General features: G+C 71.8%; 17 protein-coding genes. 7 read left to right on the plus strand and 10 right to left on the minus strand.

Features of this window, described 5'->3' with window-relative positions; translation table 11 throughout:
• Nucleotides 1-3 precede the first annotated feature (3 nt).
• The 4 genes from HHX30_RS28810 to HHX30_RS28825 all read right to left on the minus strand — a co-directional run bounded on the left by HHX30_RS28810 (nt 4) and on the right by HHX30_RS28825 (nt 3,819).
• On the minus strand, nt 4-699 hold the full coding sequence (locus HHX30_RS28810) for a response regulator transcription factor (protein WP_169985505.1): 696 nt from the start codon (nt 697-699) through the stop codon (nt 4-6).
• Nucleotides 696-2,204, minus strand: a complete 1,509-nt coding sequence (locus HHX30_RS28815) for a serine hydrolase (protein WP_249350569.1) — start codon at nt 2,202-2,204, stop codon at nt 696-698. Before HHX30_RS28815 ends, HHX30_RS28810 begins: the two co-directional genes overlap by 4 nt.
• A 127-nt stretch (nt 2,205-2,331) precedes the next feature.
• Nucleotides 2,332-2,814 carry a DUF1992 domain-containing protein gene (locus HHX30_RS28820; protein WP_169985507.1) on the minus strand — a complete coding sequence of 161 codons (483 nt, stop codon included), beginning with the start codon at nt 2,812-2,814 and terminating at the stop codon, nt 2,332-2,334.
• Nucleotides 2,815-2,946: 132 nt separating this feature from the next.
• A complete protein-coding gene (locus HHX30_RS28825; RefSeq protein WP_169985509.1) occupies nt 2,947-3,819 on the minus strand; it encodes an NAD(P)-dependent oxidoreductase in 873 nt (290 codons plus the stop codon).
• Between the two features lie 97 nt (nt 3,820-3,916).
• Between HHX30_RS28825 and HHX30_RS28830 the strand changes: the two genes are divergently transcribed.
• Nucleotides 3,917-4,312: a helix-turn-helix domain-containing protein gene (locus tag HHX30_RS28830; RefSeq protein ID WP_169985511.1), complete on the plus strand. Its 396-nt coding sequence runs from the start codon at nt 3,917-3,919 to the stop codon at nt 4,310-4,312.
• Between the two features lie 69 nt (nt 4,313-4,381).
• On the opposite strand, the gene HHX30_RS28835 is transcribed toward HHX30_RS28830, so the two are convergent.
• From HHX30_RS28835 to HHX30_RS28845, 3 genes are all read right to left on the minus strand, one after another.
• Entirely contained in the window at nt 4,382-4,828 is a 447-nt protein-coding gene (locus tag HHX30_RS28835; protein ID WP_169985513.1) for a hypothetical protein, read from the minus strand.
• Nucleotides 4,829-4,887: 59 nt separating this feature from the next.
• Nucleotides 4,888-5,727 carry a CDP-alcohol phosphatidyltransferase family protein gene (locus tag HHX30_RS28840; RefSeq protein ID WP_311922900.1) on the minus strand — a complete coding sequence of 280 codons (840 nt, stop codon included), beginning with the start codon at nt 5,725-5,727 and terminating at the stop codon, nt 4,888-4,890.
• 401 nt (nt 5,728-6,128) lie between these two features.
• Complete coding sequence (locus HHX30_RS28845; RefSeq protein WP_169985517.1) at nt 6,129-6,614, minus strand: SRPBCC domain-containing protein; 486 nt, start codon at nt 6,612-6,614, stop codon at nt 6,129-6,131.
• A 185-nt stretch (nt 6,615-6,799) separates the two neighbouring features.
• Between HHX30_RS28845 and HHX30_RS28850 the strand changes: the two genes are divergently transcribed.
• Nucleotides 6,800-7,285: a DUF5946 family protein gene (locus tag HHX30_RS28850; protein ID WP_169985519.1), complete on the plus strand. Its 486-nt coding sequence runs from the start codon at nt 6,800-6,802 to the stop codon at nt 7,283-7,285.
• A gap of 66 nt (nt 7,286-7,351) precedes the next feature.
• Here HHX30_RS28850 and HHX30_RS28855 read toward each other — a convergent pair whose 3' ends face one another.
• Nucleotides 7,352-8,452: a L,D-transpeptidase gene (locus tag HHX30_RS28855; protein ID WP_169985521.1), complete on the minus strand. Its 1,101-nt coding sequence runs from the start codon at nt 8,450-8,452 to the stop codon at nt 7,352-7,354.
• Nucleotides 8,453-8,599: 147 nt separating this feature from the next.
• On the opposite strand from HHX30_RS28855, the gene HHX30_RS28860 reads away from it, so the two are divergent.
• The 5 genes from HHX30_RS28860 to HHX30_RS28880 all read left to right on the plus strand — a co-directional run bounded on the left by HHX30_RS28860 (nt 8,600) and on the right by HHX30_RS28880 (nt 13,401).
• Complete coding sequence (locus tag HHX30_RS28860; RefSeq protein WP_169985523.1) at nt 8,600-9,214, plus strand: pentapeptide repeat-containing protein; 615 nt, start codon at nt 8,600-8,602, stop codon at nt 9,212-9,214.
• An 84-nt stretch (nt 9,215-9,298) separates the two neighbouring features.
• On the plus strand, nt 9,299-9,907 hold the full coding sequence (locus HHX30_RS28865; protein ID WP_169985728.1) for a cupin domain-containing protein: 609 nt from the start codon (nt 9,299-9,301) through the stop codon (nt 9,905-9,907).
• Between the two features lie 99 nt (nt 9,908-10,006).
• Entirely contained in the window at nt 10,007-11,437 is a 1,431-nt protein-coding gene (locus tag HHX30_RS28870) for an aldehyde dehydrogenase (RefSeq protein ID WP_211592708.1), read from the plus strand.
• Nucleotides 11,438-11,589: 152 nt separating this feature from the next.
• A complete protein-coding gene (locus HHX30_RS28875) occupies nt 11,590-12,156 on the plus strand; it encodes a hypothetical protein (protein WP_169985525.1) in 567 nt (188 codons plus the stop codon).
• A gap of 105 nt (nt 12,157-12,261) precedes the next feature.
• Complete coding sequence (locus tag HHX30_RS28880; RefSeq protein ID WP_169985527.1) at nt 12,262-13,401, plus strand: glutamate--cysteine ligase; 1,140 nt, start codon at nt 12,262-12,264, stop codon at nt 13,399-13,401.
• A 9-nt stretch (nt 13,402-13,410) separates the two neighbouring features.
• On the opposite strand, the gene HHX30_RS28885 is transcribed toward HHX30_RS28880, so the two are convergent.
• Together HHX30_RS28885 and HHX30_RS28890 are read right to left on the minus strand one after the other, a co-directional pair.
• Nucleotides 13,411-14,964 (minus strand): NAD(P)-binding domain-containing protein, encoded by a 1,554-nt coding sequence (locus tag HHX30_RS28885; RefSeq protein ID WP_169985529.1) that lies wholly within the window; start codon nt 14,962-14,964, stop codon nt 13,411-13,413.
• The gene (locus HHX30_RS28890) at nt 14,964-15,518 is read right to left on the minus strand and encodes a carboxymuconolactone decarboxylase family protein (RefSeq protein WP_169985531.1); all 555 of its coding nucleotides are present in this window, start codon (nt 15,516-15,518) and stop codon (nt 14,964-14,966) included. Before HHX30_RS28890 ends, HHX30_RS28885 begins: the two co-directional genes overlap by 1 nt.
• Nucleotides 15,519-15,737 lie beyond the last annotated feature (219 nt).

The raw sequence follows: 15,737 nt of genomic DNA on the forward strand, positions 1-15,737 counted from the left end.
GCCTCACGCCCTCCGGTCGAGCGGAGCCTCGGGCACGAGACCCGCCTCGTACGCGAGGATCGCGGCCTGGACGCGGTTGCGGAGGCCGAGACGGGCGAGGATCTGGCTGACGTACCCCTTGACCGTGCCCTCGACGAGGTGCAGGCGCCGGGCGATCTCGGCGTTGGACAGGGCGGCCCCGACCAGCGCGAGCACCTCCCGCTCCCGCTCGCCGAGCTCGGCCACCAGGGCGCGGGCGGCGGCCTCCGTGCCGAGCGGGCGCGCACGGAGACGGGTGATGACCCGCCGCGTGACGGCGGGGGAGAGATAGGCGCCGCCGGCGGCGACCGCGCGGACCCCCGCGATCAGTTCCCGTGGATCGCCCGACTTGAGGAGGAAACCGGCCGCGCCGGAGCCGAGCGCGCTCGTCACGTAGTCGTCCTCGTTGAACGTCGTGAGCATCACGACGGCGACCTCGGGCAGGACGCGGCGCAGCTCGGCGGCGGCCGCCAGCCCGTCGAGGCGCGGCATCCGGACGTCGAGCAGGCAGATGGCGGGACGGTGGCGCAGGGCGAGGTCGACGGCCTCGTGCCCGTCGCCCGCCTCGGCGACGACCTCGATGTCGCCGGCCGTCGCCAGGATGCCCGCGATACCGGCCCGGATCAGCGCCTCGTCGTCCGCCAGCAGGACGCGGATCGTTCCCGGCTCACCGCTGCTCATGCCGGGACGTTACCAACGGCCCGCCGCCGGGAGCGTACGGCGTGGGCGAGACGGGCGGCCACGACGGCGACGGCGGCCAGCGCTCCGGTGGCGGCCCAGACGTACAGCGCGAGCCAGACGTAGGTGAGCTGGTCCAGCGTGCCCACCCGGTTGAGCACCACCGCGGCCAGCGCCGGCAGCCCGAGGTAGAAGGCGACGGGCAGCGCGTACGGCGCCAGCCGCGCGATAATCCGCCACGCGGGCCGGCGGGCGCGACGCCGGGTCCAGCGGGGGGCGCGTACGACCCCGGCCAGGCCGAGGCCCAGGTTGAGCAGCGACAGCGCGCCCAGCCAGGGGTCCACCGACGTCGTGAAGGGCGCGGCGCCCGCGCCGGGCCGTCCCTCGATCAGGTCGACCAGGCCGTCGCTGATGATCAGTGCGTCGTCACCCGAGATCATCCCCGTGTTGGTGACGACCGCGATGCCGTACCCGCTGCCGGGCAGGACGGTCTGCGCGGAGTTGTGCGTGAGCAGCCAGCCGGTGTGCCGCAGCATCGGTGCTCCTCCGGGGGTCCGCTGGGCCGACCAGCCCATGCCGTACGTGCTGCCGCCCACACCGGACGGGGTCTGGGTGGCCTCGACGAGGCCCCGGGGGATGACGTGGCCGGCGCCGGTCTGCGTGACGAGCCACTTGGCCAGGTCGTCCGCCGTGCTGACGACGCCATAGGAGCCGTTGACGAACCACTTCGGGTGCGCGCGCTCGATCACCCGGCCGTACGCGCGGATGTAGCCGGCGCCCGCGCCGGGCAGGTCCTCGGTGGTGTCCACCGTGCGGGTGGACGCCATGCCGAGCGGAGTGAACACCGTGGCGGTCATGAGATCGGCGAACGGCAGGCCCGACACCACCTCGGCCAGCCGAGCCGCGACCGCGTAGTTGGGGTTGTGGTACGCCATCCGGGTGCCCGGCGCCGCCGCCAGCGGAGCCGTCCCGAGCATCGCGACGGCGCCCTTGAGGTCGTCCGGCGCGGGGAGCGTCATATCGGGGAAGGTCCGGTCGCTCATGCCCGAGGTCTGCTGGAGCAGCTGCCGTACGGTGATCCGCCGAGCCCGGGGATCGGCCATGGTGAACTCCGGCAGATACCGGAGGACCGGGGCGTCGAGGTCGATCCTGCCCTCGTCGGCCAGGCGCAGCACCGCGAGGGCCGTGAACGACTTGGACAGCGAGGCGAGCGGCATCGGGGTGTCCGCGGTGATCGCCTCGCCGCCGGCCGTGTGGCCGTGACCGGCGGCGTACACGATCCGGTCGCCCTTGACGACCGTCACCACGGCGCCGGGCAGGTCCGTGCGGCGGATGTAGTCGCGTACGTACCGGTCGACGGACTCCGCGGTCAGACCGGCCTGCCCGGCCGCGCCTGTCGTCCGCGTCGCGGCGCCCGCCGCCGTCGTCCCCGTCGCGACGTTCGCCGTCGTCCCCGTCATGAGCAGCAGCGCACCGGCCAGGCCGGCGGTCGCGGCGATCCTGCGCATCCGCACCGTGTTTCCCCTCCGAGCTTTCCGTTCGCAGGTCACGTACGGTAGGAGCGGCCGGAGGGGCGGCACAGCGGGCGATCGGGAGGTCCTCATCTGACTTTCGTCAGGTCGGGGACCGGGCGGATCAGCGGCGGCCGAACCACCTGAGGAACGAGCGCCTCGGACGCTTCTCGGGAGCGGCCGCGGGGGCGGGCTTCCTCTCGGCGACCGGATGCAGGGCCCGCCACTCGGCGGCGATCTCGTCCACGTCGATGAGCGGCTGCACGACGGGCGGACCGGACAGGGGCCTGCGGTGGCTGTCGCGGATCCTGCCGTTCATCTCCTCGGCGATCCGGCGCGCCTCGGCCTCGGTACGCGCGCCGAGCGCCTCCGCCCTCGCCTCCTCGGCCTCCTTGCGCAGCGCCAGCGTCCCCGGCAGCGGGAACGACAGGTTTTCCGCGCGCAGCTTCTGCTTGATCCACCACATGTCGTCGTGCGGCTTGCCCTGGCCGGGGATGGGCTTGCCGGCGCCCGGCAGATCGTCGAACTCGCCACGCTCGGTGGCCTCGCGGATCTGCCGGTCGATCCACGACTCGAAGCTCACGCCAAGGGGCTTGCGTTCGGTCACGGCCTCACCTCGCAACGACGCGATCGGCATCCTCCTGCGAGGATAACTTTCCGGCGTGGGCGGCCAGGGTGACGGGACAGGCCAGGGCGAGGGGACAGCTGGCTGGGGGACAGCTCAGGGCTTGGGGAGAGTTCAGGGCGCCCGCAGCAGGTCGACCACCCCCGTGGTGCCCTCGTCGGCATGGCCGTCCGCGAGCCGCCGCTCCATCAGGGTCATGAACGGCGTGAGCAGTTCGGGGCTGACCTTCTGCTCCTCGGCCGTCCGCAACAGGGTCGCGTTGCCCCGGACCATCATCGCCAGGTTGGACGTGACGTTCTTCGTGTAGTCGCCGCTGTCCAGCTGGTCGGCGACGCCGTACGCGTACGGGGCCATCGCCCTCAGCCAGCCCACGACGAGGTCGGCGAAGCCCTTCGGGGGGATCTCCTCGCGGACGAGCGCGAAGGCGTGCGCCACCCCCGCGAACATGCCCGTCATCGCGCTCAGCAGTGCCACGTCGTGGAGGGCGGCGAGCCCGGGGTCCTCGCCGGTGTAGACGGTGCCTGCGGGTACGGCCAGCGTGCCCGCGTGGGCCTCGAACACCGCCCGGGAGCCGCTGTAGAAGACGTAGGCGCCGGAGCCGGCCACGCCGATCATGGGCGGAACCGCCATGACACCGCCGTCCAGGAAGCGGGCGCCGCGCGCCTCGGCCCACCGCGCGCGGGCCCGGGCCTCCTCCGGGGTGCCGGTGGTCAGGTCGACCAGGTCCTTGCCGGCCAGGTCGGCGTCGGCGAGGGCCTCGCCGACCGAGGTGTGGTCGAGCAGGCAGACGACCACGAGATCGCTCGCCGCCACGGCCTCGGCGGCGGTCGCGGCGACGCGGGCGCCCTCCAGGGCCTCGGCCATCCCCGGGGTGCGGTTCCAGACGGTCAGGGGATGCCCGGCGGCGAGCCAGGCGCGGGCGAGCGCGCCGCCCATCGCGCCCAGCCCGAGGAGGGACAGCGGAGACTTCTCAGCGTTGTGGGTCATGCCGATTAGGCTGGTCACGAGCCCCGAGTCGATCAAGTACGCACTTCCAAGTGGGTGCTTACCCCGGGGTGAGCGAGCAGCCAGGAGGGGGTGGGGCATGCGGACCGCACGGCGTCCCGGAGCGTCCGGATGCGGGATCGACGCCGCGATGGAGGTGATCGGCGGGAAGTGGAAGAGCTCGATCCTCTGGGCGCTGAACGAGCGCGCGTGCCGTTTCGGCGAGCTGCGCAGGATGCTCCCCGGCGTGACCGAGAAGGTGCTCGCCTCGCACCTGCGGGAGATGGAGGCCGACGGCATCGTGCACCGCGAGGTGTACGACGAGGTGCCGCCGCGCGTCGAATACTCGCTGACGCCGCTCGGAGTCACGCTGAACGAGGCGCTGGCGCCGCTCGGCGAGTGGGGACGGGAGCACCTCCTCGGCGGACAGGACGATCACCACGTCGCCGCCACCGGAGACCGGGTCTCCGGGATGAGTCCCACCGCCCCGAGGTGAGGGGTCACGGCCGGGCCGCGCTCTCGGAGCCGTCCCCGCGGCGTATGTCCCGATGAGCGGCCCCGGGTCTCAGGGCCCGGTCTCGTGGCCGGGCTGTCCGGGCGTGCGCCGCTGTTGCTTCAGCTCGGCCTCGTAGAGGTGGCGGCGCCCCCCGGCGAGCTCGTTGCAGGCCTGACGTTCCAGCTCCTGGAAGGTCGCGTAGTAGCCGTCGTCGTACTCCTCGACGATCTGGAAGGTCCAGCGGCCCTGGATGACGTTGCGGCCGATCAGTTCGCGCTCGATCCGGTCGGCCCACTTGTCGTGGCCGGCCTGCCGCAGCAGCCGTACGGCGTTGTCCAGCTCGAAGTCCGCCGTCCCGGTGAGCTGGTGGAAGGCGTACAGATGACCTCTGACCCGGTGGATGGTCTCCAGCGCCTTGCTGAGCCTGCCCAGCGCGTCGACGGTGACGTCGTCCAGCCCTTCGGGACGGCGGTGATCGGGATCGGGCAGGCCCGCGGATTCCTCGCGTTCGGTCATGTCCCCACCGCTACCCCGGGCGAGGGCACCTCTACCGGCGCGGACACCGCTGGGGACGCTCAACCGGCGGGGCTGCCCGAGACGGACGGTTCGGCGGACGAGCGGATCGTGGCCAGTGCGCGGTTGAGGTCCCGCGACGACAGCACGAGCTTGTACATGATGGCGGCCTCGAAGAGGAGCAGCAGGGTGGCCGCGCCGACCGTGACCGGGATGACCGCGCCGGTCAGCGGGCCGATGATGAACACGGCCATCTGGAACTCGATGCCGCTGACCAGGTGTGTGCGGATCCGGTGCTCACGCAGCCACTCGCGCAGACTCGGGTACCAGGAGAAGCGGGCGCGGAACTCCTTCTGCAGGTCCACGGCGTCCGTCAGGCGGATCCTGATCTCGTCGGGGTCGTTGTCGAGGTCGTCGCGCGACAGGGACGCCGGCAGTGCGACCGGACCGCCGCCCGCCGACTCCTCGTAGGCCTGTCGCAGCGCCCGGCGCATCTGGCGGCGCACTTTCGCGATCTGCAGGGCGTCGACGTAACGCAGCATGTCGAGGAACACCACGGCGATGCCGAGGACCAGGTAGACGTCCTGCTCCGTCGCGTCGTACTGCCCCCACATCAGGGCGGCGGTGCAGGCGAGCACGCGGATGCGGTCGAAGACGTAGTCGAGCCAGCCGCCGAGGACCGTCCCCGTCCCCTTGAGTCGCGCGACCTTCCCGTCCATGCAGTCGAGAACGAAGCTCACGTGATAGAGGACGGCCCCGGCGACCAGCCACGGCCACTCGGCCCGCAGGAAGCACCAGGCCGAGCCCAGACCGAGCACGAAGGCGCCCCAGGTGATCTGGTTCGGGGTGACGGACGTGCGGTTGGCGGTCGTCACCACCAGCCTGCCCGCCAGGGGATCCACCAGGAAAACGGTCCACCAGGCGTCGCGTGCCTTATATGTCCGAGAGCGTACGTCATGCAGTGTGAACGTCATTTGGGGGGCTTTCTCATTTGTGGAAGATTTGCGGGAAAACGTCAGAAGTCGTCATCCAGATCTTCCGTTTCGTCCGAGTCGTCATCCTGGTCGAGCGCATGTGAGTCGTCGCCCAGATGCAGATCATCGGCGTCGAGCAGCGTCGCCATGTGCTGGAGAAGCATCTTAAGCATTTGTATGCCCTTTGCCCGGCGTTTGTTGTTCCACTGCTCATCAAAGCATCGCCCGGCATCGCCCGTCGACTTTTTCCACAGGCCATCGGCACCTGTGGAAGTAGCCCGAAAAATCAAATTCCGGCTTTTTCGGTATATCTACGTTCGCCGTACGGCTCAGGCGACGGCGCGGGCGAGATCCGAGAGCCACCGCTCGTGGTTGGCCCTGAGCATGGGCTCCCGGTAGAAGAGCGGCAGCAGCGGACCGGCGAGCGACTCCTCCACGGTGATCCTGGTGCCCCCGCCCTCCATCGGTTCCAGGACGTGCCGGTCCACCGCCCTGTAGCGACCGAGGAAGGTGCCCGTCCACGTGAGTTCCCGGGCCGGTTCGACCACGGCGAACCGCGACCGCAGGGGCACGCCGTTCAGCCTCCACCGGAAGGACGCGCCGGGACGCACCTCGCCCAGTTCGGTCATCCGGATGCGGGAGGCCCATGACGGCCATGTCCGCAGGTCGGCCATGACCTCCCAGACGCGGTCCGCGGCCGCGTCCACGACCAGATGGGAGGAGGAGATCAGCTGTGCGCCGGGGTCGACTCGTCCCTGTGCGGCGTACTCCTCGTGCAGGACGGCCAGGGATGGGCCCGAATAGAGCAGCGACACGAACGCCTCCAATCGAGATAGGTGCTCTTTATCGAGAGCAATGCTCTCTCCACTGTGTGGGCATGTCAAGAGCAGTGCTCTCTGGGACGTGACGCGGGGAGGACGCGGGCCTCGGAGCCGTCGCCGGCGGAGCTCCGGAGGAAATGCCGTCGACGTGGCCGTCGCCGGCCGCCTATGGTGCGGCCATGACGGACAGCCCCGGTACGGGCCGGTGTGACTGCGGCGCGGCCGCGGGTCCGCTGGGCGAGTGCGTGGACTACTACTACGCGATCCTTGCCGAGGAGCAGACCGATCCTCAGATGTACAGGTGGCACACGACCGTGGTCTGCGCGTATCTCCTGCAGCATCCTGCCCGGGCCCACGAGAAGTACCTCGACACGCAGTTCCGCCTGCTGCAGCTCTATCTGGACAAGGGCCTCGACGCGCTGCTGCGCGTGGCGGCGCATCAGGTGGCGCGCAACAGGCACGGGGTGCGGTCGGGCTACGACATGGCGCCCCTCGCGGAGTACGACCCGCTCCCGTCCGGGTCCCCCGGGCCCTTCCGCGCGGGCTTCTCCGGAATGCCGTTCGGCGACGGCAGCTTCGTGACCGACGGGCACGCGGCGTACGGCCGGCGCATACAGACCATCGCCGAAGCGACCGTGGAGTCCTGGAGAACCCGCACAGCCTGAAAGCACGCGGCGCTCCCACCCGGGGTCGTACGGACCGGGGGTGGGAGCGCCGTGAAGAACGGACGGTTATCCCTGCAGGGCGTCCTCGTCGGCGGACGGGGAGGCCGAGGGCGAGGGCGAAGCGGAGGCCGACGCCGAGCCGGCGGGCAGCGCGCTGCCGCGCTTCCACTGGTTCCAGCTCAGCTGCCAGTAGCTCCAGCCGTTGCGCCAGTCGAGCTTGCGCTTGGTGCCGGTGACCTCGATGACGTCACCGCGCTGGCTGATGCCGTAGAACCACTTGGCCCCCGCGGGGGTGGCGCGCACGCAACCGTGGCTCTGGTTCGACCTGCCCAGGAACTGGTAGTCGCCCGCGCTCTGGTGGACGTACTCGCCGCTGTCGGAGATCCGGACCGCCCAGGGGATCTCCAGCTTGTAGTAGAGCGGGTCCTTGGGGTCGGTGACGCCGAGCCAGGACGAGGTCATCGTCTCGACCCGCTTCTTGCCCATCGCGAGGTGCACACCGGTGGTCGTGAGGTAGACGTCGACGCCGCCCCGCCGCAGGCCGCCGCGGCCCGCGCTGATCGGGATGGTCTTGGTCAGCTTCCCGTCGCGGCGCACCTTCATCACGTGCCTCTTGGTGTCGACCACGGAGATGTTGGCGGTGCCGACGGCGAACCGGCGCGAGACGTCCTTGGCGGCCTCGTTGCCGGGGATCTGGCTCAGCCTGGCGGTGAACAGGACCTTCTGGTGCGGCTTCCAGTAGGTCTTGGTGCGATAGATGACCTTGCGGTCGGAGACCCAGCGCCACGCGCCCTCGGCCGGCTTCTCGGCCTGGACCTGCAGCACCGCTTCGGCGGCCGCCCGGTCGCGGACCGTCCGGTCGAAGGTGACGATGATCGGGAAACCGACGCCGACCCGCTCGACCTTCTCGCCCATGGGGGTGATGTCGGCGATGCCGAGCTTCGGCTTTCCCGCCTTGCGTGCCGTCCTGGACGCGGCGTGCGGGGCGCTCGCCGCCGTCGCCTTGGACGCGTCCCGGGCCTGAGTGGCCGGAGCCTGAGTGGCCGTACCGGCCGCACCAGTGACTGATGCGGCGGGAGTGGTTGTGCCTCCCGCCGAGCAGGCCGTAGCGACGGCGATGGCGGCGACGGAGAGTGTGACGTGGGCCGCCCGCCGGAGGGTATTCACGGTCTACTCCTCATAGGGGGTGTTTCACAGCGGTTTGCACTGACTTGGAACGTGTGAAACCGCTGTTTTGTGCGACCGATTCCGTAACGATCAAGTAACGCCGGGGTGAGCGATACTGTCGGCGCATGCGTTCTCATCGAGGCAGCCGTGGCTGACCGTCCGCACGCGAGGCCCGCCGCGCCGACCGACAGCACGATCGACTCCGAGGACTGGGACGGCCGCGACCTGTCGGGGGAAAGCCACCGCAACGTCGCCTTCGTCCAGGTGGACATGACCGAGGCGTCGGGCCGGGGCGCGGAGTTCTTCGAGTGCACCTTCCGCGACGTCCGGTTCAACGTCTCGGAGCACACCGACTCCGCGTTCGTGAACTGCACGTTCGTCAGGTGCTCGTTCTTCGACGCCGTCTTCACCGGGTGCAAGCTCGTCGGCAGCATGTTCGACGGCTGCACCTACGACCTGCTCAAGGTGGAGGGCGGCGACTGGTCGTTCACCGGCCTGCCGGGGGCCGACCTGCGCCGCGCCTCGTTCGTGGACGTGCGCATGCGGGAGGCCGACCTGACCGGCGCGCGGTGCGCGGGAGCGACGATCCGCGGGACCGACCTGTCCGGCGCCTGGCTGCACCGGGCCGACTTCTCCCGCTGCGACCTGCGCGGCAGCGACCTGTCCTCGCTCGACCCGCGTACGGCCGAGGTCGCGGGCGCGGTCATCGACGTGCCGCAGGCCGTCACGATCGCCACCGCGCTCGGCCTCGACGTCCGGTAGCCGGCGCTGTGCCGACGGGCCCTCGGCGCCTGCCTTCGGGACTCGCCGCGGCGCCCCTGCCGTACGATCGGCCGCGTGCTGCTGATGACGCTGGACGCCTACCCCGGCGGACCGGGACTTTCCGCGCGGGACGAGGAGGAGGCGCTGCGGCTCGCCGCCGCGGCCTTCCCCGGCGCGGATCCCGTCGTGGCGGTGGACGAGGAGAACCCCGGCGCGCCCCTCCGGTTCCTGCGCAGGGACGTCACCGGGGCGTTCGTGGCGGTCCAGGCGCGTCCCCCGGTCGCCGAGGCGCTCGGACTGCTGCCGCACCCCGAGGGCGGGTGGTATCGCGAGACATGGCGGGCGGCGGCCTCCGTCGAACCTCCCGGGTACGGCGGCGCGCGGGCGACCGCGACGGGCATCTACTTCCTGCTGGAGCCGGGCGAGGAGTCCGTCTGGCACGCCGTGCGGTCGGACGAGGTGTGGCTGTGGCACCGGGGCGGGCCGCTGACGCTCGTGCTCGGCGGCGCCGGTGAGCGGCCCGGCCACAAGGACGTGGTCGTCCTGGGGCCGGATGTGGAGAACGGGCAGGTTCCTCAGGCCGTGGTGCCCGCGGGCACCTGGCAGGCGGCCCGTCCGGCGGGAACGGAGGGCGTGCTGGTGAGCTGCGTCGTGTCCCCCGGCTTCGACTTCGCCGACTTCACCGCCCTCTGAACAGCCGTCGGATACCGGGAGTGTAAGGAACGAGGTGATAACCGTACGCGCCGGGGGGTAGAGCGCATCAGGGCCGGACGCGTGCGGGAGGAGACCGGGGTGCGGGACAGGGATCGCTGGGTGCTGACCGACGGGGAGTGGACGGCGAGCGCGAGCGAGCGGGACCGCACGGTCGCCGATCCGGCGACGGGGGAGCCGGTGGGCGACTTCCCCGCGGGGTGCGTCGAGGACGTCGAACGGGCGGTCGGCTCGGCCCGCCGCGCCCAGCCCGCCTGGGCCCGTACGGCTCCCGCCGAGCGGGCGGCCCGCCTGCACCGCATGGCCGACCGGATCGAGGCCCGCGCGGACGAGCTGGCCGCGCTGGTGACCAGGGAGATGGGCAAGCCGATCGGCGACAGCCGCGGCGGCGTGGCGGCGGGGATCGGCACGCTCCGGCAGTACGCCGAGCTGGGGCCGCTGCACCGAGGACGGAGCCTGCAGGGCGGCTGGGACGCCACCGACCTGATGGTGCACGAGCCGCGCGGGGTCGTCGCGGTGATCACGCCGTGGAACGACCCGGTGGCCATCGCCTGCGGGCTCGTCGGCGCGGCCGTGGTGACCGGCAACACGGTCGTGCACAAGCCGTCGGAGCGTACGCCGCACACCGGGGCGCTGCTCGCGGAGCTGATGGCCGCGGAGCTGCCGCCGGGCGTGCTGACCATGGTGCCGGGCGACCGGCATCCGGGTGAGGCTATGGCCGCGCATCCGGGCGTGGATCTCGTCGCGCACGTCGGCTCGACCGCGGCCGGCCGGGCCATCGCCGCCGTGGCCGCGCGCACCGGCGCCAGGACCCTGCTGGAGAACGGCGGCAAGGACCCGCTGATCGTGGACGCCGGGGTGGACGTGAAGTGGGCCGCGGGCCAGGCCGCGACCGGCTGCTTCGCCAACGCCGGGCAGATCTGCACCTCGGCCGAGCGCGTCTACGTCCACCGCGACGTGGCCGAGGGGTTCCTCGCCGCGCTCGTCCAGCGGGCGGAGGAGCTGCGCATGGGGCCCGGCACGGACGAGGAGACCACGCTCGGGCCGCTGGTGGACCGGGCGCAGCGCGACGTCGTGGACCGGCACGTGCGCGGCGCGATCGAGGCGGGGGCGCGGCTGCTGACCGGCGGATACGTGCCCGAGGGGCCGGGAGCCTTCTATCCGCCGACCGTGCTGGCCGACTGTACGGAGAACATGGACGTCATGCGCGAGGAGACGTTCGGGCCGGTCGCGGCGGTGCGGGTGGCCGAGTCGTTCGACGAGGCGCTGGAGCTGGCCCGTGAGTCGCGGTACGGCCTGGCCGCCACCGTGCTCACCCCGTCGATGGCCAACGCCCAGCGCGCGTGGCGTGAGCTTCCGGTGGGCACGGTGAAGATCAACGCCGTCTTCGGCGGGGCGCCCGGCGGCGCGGCGCAGCCGGTGCGCGCCAGCGGGCACGGCTTCGGGTACGGCCCCGAGCTGCTCGACGAGATGACGCACACCAAGGTCGTCCACCTGAGCCCGCTGCCCTGACGTGCCGTGCCGGGACTCGTCGCCCCGGCCCGCCGACGACCGTGAGTGGACGAGTTCCAGCTTTGACCCGACATTGGGCGCCGCCCGCGTGATCGGCGCTGTTCGGCTGCCTAGCGTCTTCCTCGTACGATCCGTGACCTCGGGGGAGACTCATGATCACCTGCTTGGCCGCCGCGGCCCTCGCCGCGGCCCTGATCGCCGGACCGGCCGCGTCCGCCGACCCCGCGCCGCCCGCCGGCCCGTCCGGGGGCGGTGCGCCGCCGATCGCGGCGCCGCCCGACACGGTGGTCCGGAACCCCGCTGACGGCCCCACCGGCCCTGGCGACGGCCCGGATGACGGGTCCGAAGACGGGCCCGACGACGGGCCCCGGTACGCGGCCGTGGCCATGCCCATCGCCGCCGGTCCCGCGGCCATGCCCGTCGCCGCCGGTCCCGCTCCCCTCGTGCGGCCGGCCGGCGAGCCGAAGCAGGCCGTCTACCACCTGAAGGGCAAGGACGGCGTGCGGCACGACGTGGTGGTCGTCCCGATCTCGGACGACCCCTCCAAGCCGATCGCGCTGCCCGACTTCGGGTTCCAGAAGTTCAAGGTGACGGACAAGCCGTACAACCCCAAGGCGAAGCAGCACCGGGGGAAGCAGCACTGGGGGAAGCAGCATCGGGTGAAGAAGCACCGCCACGGCGGCAAGGCCCACCACCGCCGTCCTCTCCGTCACCGCTGACGGGCGCCTCATCGGGAAAGGCCGCTTGCCCCACGGAGCGGGATCCGCTCGGTACGGTTTCCTCATGATCGCCGTACTGGACAGCCGAGTCTCCGGAGAGCGCGGATGACGGCCGTGACGACCGTGACGACCGGGACGGCGCCGTTCGACCCGGCCCGTCCGCTGATGGGTGTGGAAGAGGAGTACGTCGTCGTCGATCCCGCCACCCGGGCGGCGGCGCCGCGGGCGAGGGAGGTGGTCAGACGGGCCGCGGGGGCGCTGGGTGAGCGGACGAACACCGAGATCACCCTGTTCCAGGTGGAGGCCAAGACCGACCCGCATGCCGGGGTGGCCGGGCTGGAGGAGGACCTGCGCCGCATGCGTGAGGCGGTGGCGGCGGCCGCCCACGAGGAGGGGCTGGCCGTGGTGGCGTCGGGCACGCCGGTGCTGGGCGACGTCGTCCCGCCGCCGATCATCGACGGTGCCCGGTACCGGGTGGGCATCGAGAACTACCGCGCTCTGCACGACGAGCAGAGCATCTGCGCCGGTCACGTCCACGTCCACCTGCCGGACCGGGAACGCGCCGTGCTGGTGGGCAACCACCTGCGGCCGTGGCTGCCGGTGCTGATCGCCCTGATGGCCAACTCGCCGTTCTGGGCGGGGCGGGACACCGGGTACGCGAGCTGGCGCACGCTGTGCTGGACCAAGTGGCCGGTGGCGGGCCCTCCGCCCTACTTCGCCTCTCTCGAGGAGTACGAGCGGCTGACCGGCGCGCTGGCCGAGGCGGGGGTGCTCGTGGACCCCGGGACGATCTTCTGGGACGTCCGCCCCTCGGCCAGGCTGCCGACGATCGAGGTCAGGGTGACCGACGTGCCCGCCACCGCGGCCGAGACCGCGCTGCTCGCGATGGTCGTACGGGGACTGGTGGTGACCGCGCTGGAACGGGTGGAGCGCGGCGACCCCGGACCCGAGCCGTCGGCCGAACTGCTGCGCGCCGCGTACTGGCAGTCGGCCAGGGACGGCCTCGACGGCCACGGCATCGACCCGCTCACCGGCGTGCGCCGGCCGGCCCGCGACCTCGCCGACGCGCTGCTGCGGCACGTCACCCCGGCCCTGGAGGAGACCGGCGACCTCGCCGAGGTGACCGCGCGGCTGAAGGTCCTGTACGCGGCCGGCACGGGGGCGGCCCGGCAGTGGGCCGCCCACGCCCGGCGGGGCCGCACCGAGGACGTGGTGGACCACCTCGTCGCGCAGCTGCTGGCCTGACGGAGGTGCCTAAGCGCCGGGAAGCAGCGATGCCAGGAACGCGCGCAGCGGCTCCACGTGGCGGACGGGATCGCGCCACTGGGCCAGGAGGTCCTCCAGCAGGTGGCGCTCGGCGATCTGCTCGCGTCCCCGCCACGCCCGTACGACCGGGTGCAGGAAGGCGCTCTCGTGCGCCCGCTCGGGCACCGGATGCCGCTTGATGGCGAACACGTCGGCGTGGGCGTCCCTGGGGCCCCAGCGCAGGGTGACGGTGAAGGCGAGCGGAGCGTCCCCGAAGCGGTCGACGGCGTAGTCCTCGGGCAGGTCGGCGTAGTGCGTGACCCGGCCGTCCGCCACGACGTAGACGTCGCACAGGTACTCGAACTGGGTCCACAGCGCCGAGCTGTAGTTGACCCGCTCCAGCATCGCCGAGGTGAGCTGGCCGGCGTCCACCGGCAGCATCCGGTGCTCCAGCTCCGCGCCCTCGTACCGCTCGGCCAGCAGGGCCGCGAGCGTGCGCAGGTTGTAGCGGAACCCGTCGACGAACGCCGACGAGGCGCGTTTGAAGTCGCGCGCCTGCATGAGCGTGCCGGCGAAGTAGAGCCCGTCGACGTTCGCCGACTGGAAGTCCGGCCGGATGGCGGGCATCCGCCCGCTCGGCACGAGATCGGGCAGGCAGGACGGCCCGAAGATCGACCGGTCCATGGTGAAGCCGGTGCAGCGCAGGACGGTGTCGTATTCGAGCACCGTACGCTCGTCCTCGGCCAGCGTGTAGGTGATCGCCGCCTTGATCCGCTCGCCCTCGCGCCACAGCCGGTCGACCCGGCACTCCAGCACGCCGTGCAGGGTCTTGAACCAGTAGCTGTCCAGCAGCGCGCCGTACTGGCCGCGCACGTGGCCCGGGTGCTTGCTCGTCCAGGCGAGCTGTACGGGGCTGGGACTGGCGAGGTGGATCACGGCGGCGTGGCCGAGCATGGCCTGGGCGGTCTCGAACGCCGAGTTGCCCTTGCCGATGATCAGCACCCGCTGGTCGGTGAACTCCTCCCCCCGGACCGGCATGTCCTCGTAGCCCTGGGCCAGCTCGATGCCGGGGATGTCCGGCACGTACGGCCCGCCCCAGCCGGCCGCCACGATGACGCACTCGGCGTGGAGCACCTCGCCGGCCGTGTGCACGGCGAACAGCCCGTCCGCCTTCTCGATCCGTTCCACGGGTGTGGAGAACCGCACGTTGAGGCCGTGCTCGCGCTGGAAGTCGGTGAGATAGCGCACGAGGTCGTCGGCGTGCGGGAAGTACTCCTGCGAATAGCGGGGGAACTGCAGGTCCGGGGAGTCGTTGAGCAGGGAGTTCCAGTCCCAGCGCAGCGCGATCTCGGGGTCCTTCTCGCTGATGTGCACCTTGTTGAGCGAGATCAGCCGGCGGTGGCGGGGGTAGCGCCGGAAGAAGGCCGCCGGCGCCGCCTCGCGCTCCAGCACGAGGTAGTCGGCGCCCGCGCGGTGCAGGAAGTAGGCGAGTTGCAGGCCCCCGGGACCCGCGCCGACGATCAGGTAACGGTGCGCCCGTCCGTCCGGGCCTGTGTCCGCCATCAGTTGCGGGACTCCGCCGCGCCGTCGGTGTAGCCGGCCGCGACGATCTTCTCCGCCATCGCCGCATACGCCGCCGGGTCCTCGGGAGCGACCGTGCCGAGGCCGTCGACGTACCGGTTGAACATGCAGAAGGCGGCGGCGATGAGGACGGTGTCGTGGATTTCGAGGTCGGTGGCGCCCTCGGTGCGGGCGGCGGCGACCTGTTCCTCGGTCACCTCCCTGCCGCCGCGCTGTACGGAGGCCGCGATGCGCAGCAGCGCCCGCATCTTGGGCGTCACCGGCGCGGTGTCGAGGTCGGCGCGCACCTGCTCGACCAGGTCCATCCCCTCGGGGAGCTGCGCGGCGGCGAAGGCGGCGTGGGAGGAGGCGCAGAACCGGCACTGGTTGAGCGACGAGACGTACGCGGCGATCAGCTCGCGCTCTCCCCTGGTCAGCGTGTTGGCCGCGCGCAGCAGCACCTCCGCCAGCGCGTTCATCGGCGTCGCGGTCTCGGGCCGGTAACCGAACAGGCCGATGATGCCGGGCTCCTCGGTGGGCAGGGTGATGTGGGGCATCCTCACTCCTCGGACTGGCGGACGGGCGGGAAGCGACGGACAGGGACGGCGGGGATCGGGATGATTCCGGGCCGGTCGAATAGCGATTTCCGGCGGTCTTGCGCGATGAAACGGCCCGCCGAATGCTCATGATCCTTACTCCTCCGCTTCGATGTCAACGGCCGATTCGGGTGTGTCGATGAATCGCCAGGTCCGGGCCGTTTTCCTGATGGGGTTAGC

The sequence above is a fragment of the Microbispora sp. H10836 genome (assembly GCF_012999525.1).
Lineage (GTDB): Bacteria > Actinomycetota > Actinomycetes > Streptosporangiales > Streptosporangiaceae > Microbispora.

Coding starts and splice junctions, on each gene's coding strand:
- HHX30_RS28810 (WP_169985505.1), bottom strand. CDS start 699: ATGAGCAGCGGTGAGCCGGGAACGATCCGCGTCCTGCTGGCGGACGAC.
- HHX30_RS28815 (WP_249350569.1), bottom strand. CDS start 2,204: ATGCGCAGGATCGCCGCGACCGCCGGCCTGGCCGGTGCGCTGCTGCTC.
- HHX30_RS28825 (WP_169985509.1), bottom strand. CDS start 3,819: ATGACCCACAACGCTGAGAAGTCTCCGCTGTCCCTCCTCGGGCTGGGC.
- HHX30_RS28830 (WP_169985511.1), top strand. CDS start 3,917: ATGCGGACCGCACGGCGTCCCGGAGCGTCCGGATGCGGGATCGACGCC.
- HHX30_RS28835 (WP_169985513.1), bottom strand. CDS start 4,828: ATGACCGAACGCGAGGAATCCGCGGGCCTGCCCGATCCCGATCACCGC.
- HHX30_RS28850 (WP_169985519.1), top strand. CDS start 6,800: ATGACGGACAGCCCCGGTACGGGCCGGTGTGACTGCGGCGCGGCCGCG.
- HHX30_RS28865 (WP_169985728.1), top strand. CDS start 9,299: ATGACGCTGGACGCCTACCCCGGCGGACCGGGACTTTCCGCGCGGGAC.
- HHX30_RS28875 (WP_169985525.1), top strand. CDS start 11,590: ATGATCACCTGCTTGGCCGCCGCGGCCCTCGCCGCGGCCCTGATCGCC.
- HHX30_RS28880 (WP_169985527.1), top strand. CDS start 12,262: ATGACGGCCGTGACGACCGTGACGACCGGGACGGCGCCGTTCGACCCG.
- HHX30_RS28885 (WP_169985529.1), bottom strand. CDS start 14,964: ATGGCGGACACAGGCCCGGACGGACGGGCGCACCGTTACCTGATCGTC.
- HHX30_RS28890 (WP_169985531.1), bottom strand. CDS start 15,518: ATGCCCCACATCACCCTGCCCACCGAGGAGCCCGGCATCATCGGCCTG.